Consider the following 2679-nt stretch of genomic DNA (forward strand, 5'->3'; position numbering starts at 1 on the left):
GGGGCGCATTGGCGCCGCGCTGAGGCGACTTGGCGCCGATCCCCGCACCCGCGCCGGCACTGGCGCTGATGCCGATGTTCGGACGCGCGCCGGGGCCCTCGGGCTTGCCGCGCGCGAGCTCCTTCTGGAAGGCGACGACGTCGTGCTGGAGCACCTCGCCGATCTGGCCGGGGGCGAGATCGCCGAGCACGAACGGACCGTAGCGGGTGCGGATCAGGCGCGAGACCTGGAGACCCAGATGCTCGAGCACGCGCCGGACTTCGCGGTTCTTGCCCTCGGTCAGGATCATCTCGATCCAGACGTTCGCGCCGGTGCGGCGTTCGATATTCGCGTTGATCGAGCCGTAGCGGACGCCCTCGATCTCGATCCCCTCGATCAGCTCCTCGAGCTGCGGCTGGGTGATGTTGCCATAGGCGCGGGCGCGATAGGCGCGCTCGACGCCGGTCGCGGGGAGCTCGAGCTGGCGCTTGAGGCCACCGTCGGTGGTCATCAGCAACAGCCCCTCGGTGTTGAGATCGAGGCGGCCGACGGGAACGAGTCGCGGCAGTTCGCGCGGCAGGCGGTCGTAGATCGTCGTCCGGCCCGCGGGATCGCGCTCGGTGACGAGCAGCCCGGTCGGCTTGTGATACAGGAACAGCCGTGCCGCGCTGGGCGCCTCGACCGGATCGCCGTCGACGGTGACGCCGGAAAGGTTGCGCAGGATCGTCGCCGGCGTGTCGAGCGTGGTGCCGTTGAGCGCGACGCGCCCCTCGGCGATCATCCGTTCGATGTCGCGGCGCGACGCAACGCCCGCGCGCGCGAGCAGTTTGGCGATGCGGTCGCCCTTGATGGGGGCTGCGGGGGCTGTTGCAGGCGCGTCGTTCGACGGGCTGGCAGTCGGGTTATCGTCTTTTGAAGTCGTCATGGCGCGGCTGATACTATGGATCGGGGTGCAGCGCGAAAATATTTGCGTCCCTTCGTGATGCGGTGCGTTATGTCGCATGGGCGTAACGACCATTCGTTGCGCGAAGGGGCGTGATGTCGATGCTGTTCGCAAAGAAGAAGCGGCTGATCATCCGCTTGCTGGTTGTTGAGGACGAACCGCTGGTCGCGTTCGACACCGAATATTTCCTGACCGAATCGAAATTTACCGTGGTCGCGACGGTCGACCGGGTCAGCGATGCACTGGCGGTGATCGAAAGCGAGTCCGCGATCGACCTGATCCTCGCCGATGTCAGCCTGAGCGACGGATCGGGGCTCGACGTGGCGCGTGCGGCCCTGGAACGCGGGGTGCCGGTGCTGTTCGTCACGGGCAACTGCCCGGTCGAGGCGACGACGCTGGCCGCGGGGTGTCTCTCCAAACCCTATTCGCAGCGTGACCTGCTTGCCGCGATCGCCGCGATCGAGGCGCGGATGGCGGGGAGCGAGCCGAAGAAGCTGCCCTCGGGCCTGCGGCTGTTCAGCGCGCCCGTCTGACGGGGCGCGTTTAGCTTCGTCGCGACCAAGGCGAAGCGGCGACGTCTTCCGCCTTCCCTCGCGTCGACAGCCCGCTATGGTCGCGCCATGTCCAGTACAGCCGTTCCGCGCCGATCCCTGCTCGCCACCATGGCCCCCTATCTGCGGCCCCGGCCGATCGCGGCGCTGCTGCTGGGGATATCGAGCGGCTTTCCGCTCGCGCTGTTGCTGGGGACGATGGGCTATTGGCTGTCGAAGGTCGGGATCGACAAGAAGACGATCGGCTTCGCGATCGGCCTGACGACCCCGTACACGCTGAAATTTCTCTGGGCGCCGTTCATCGACCGGTTCCAGATCCCGGTGCTGACGGCTTGGGTCGGACAGCGTCGCGCGTGGCTGTTCTTCGTCCAAGCGCTGCTGTTCGGTTCGGTCTGGATGCTGGGGTTCAGCGCGCCGCAGGAGCATCTCGGGGTGTTCGCCTTCTGGGCGATCGTGACCGCGTTCCTCGGCGCGACTCAGGATATCGTGATCGACGCCTACCGGATCGAGATCCTGCCCGAAGACGAATTGCCGCACGGGACCGCGAACAACCAGTTCGGCTATCGGCTCGGCAATCTGGCGGCGGGGGTCGGCACGATCGCGATCGCCTCGTCCGAAGGGCTCGGGCTCGGCTGGGCGATGGGCTATGGACTGACCGCCTTCTGCGTCATTCCCGGCGCACTCGCGGCGCTCTGGGCGGGGCGCGGACTGCATGACCGGGTGCTGGCATCGCAAGATCAGGCGTCGCGCGGGCGCTGGCTCGAGGATACGATCATCGGGCCGTTCCGCGAATTCTTCCAGCGTCGCGGCGCGGTGCTGATCCTGCTGTTCGTGCTGATCTACAAGCTGGGCGATGCGATGGGGCAGGGCATGCTCAACCCCATGATCGTCGAGCTGGGGTTCAGCGACACCGAATTCATCGCGATCAACAAGCTGGTCGGGTTCTGGGGGCTGATCGTCGGAACCGCGCTGGGCGCGCCGTTCATGGCGTGGCTGGGCCTCGGCCGCGCGCTGTTCGTGTCGGGCATGCTGATGATGCTCAGCAACTTCATGTTCGTCATCCTCGCCTGGCACGGGCATTCGAACACCTGGCTGACGATCGCGGTCGCGACCGAGCAGGTGACGAGCGGGATCGGGCTGACGGTGTTCGTCACCTATCTCTCGGGCCTATCCAACCTTGCCTATACCGCGACTCAGTTCGCGCTG

At 66.7% G+C, this 2679-nt stretch carries 3 protein-coding genes; 2 read left to right on the forward strand and 1 reads right to left on the reverse strand.

Annotation, left to right across the window (positions count from 1 at the left end; translation table 11 throughout):
• On the reverse strand, positions 1-760 hold a 760-nt coding region (locus sphsw_RS05730), incomplete at its 3' end, for a pseudouridine synthase (protein WP_235188299.1).
• Positions 761-1023: 263 nt separating this feature from the next.
• Between sphsw_RS05730 and sphsw_RS05735 the strand changes: the two genes are divergently transcribed.
• Together sphsw_RS05735 and sphsw_RS05740 are read left to right on the forward strand one after the other, a co-directional pair.
• Positions 1024-1455, forward strand: a complete 432-nt coding sequence (locus sphsw_RS05735; RefSeq protein ID WP_031395459.1) for a response regulator — start codon at positions 1024-1026, stop codon at positions 1453-1455.
• 87 nt (positions 1456-1542) lie between these two features.
• On the forward strand, positions 1543-2679 hold a 1137-nt coding region (locus sphsw_RS05740), incomplete at its 3' end, for an AmpG family muropeptide MFS transporter (protein ID WP_042466634.1).

The sequence above is a fragment of the Sphingomonas sp. FUKUSWIS1 genome (genome assembly GCF_000733135.1).
GTDB classification, from domain to species: domain Bacteria; phylum Pseudomonadota; class Alphaproteobacteria; order Sphingomonadales; family Sphingomonadaceae; genus Sphingomonas; species Sphingomonas aerolata.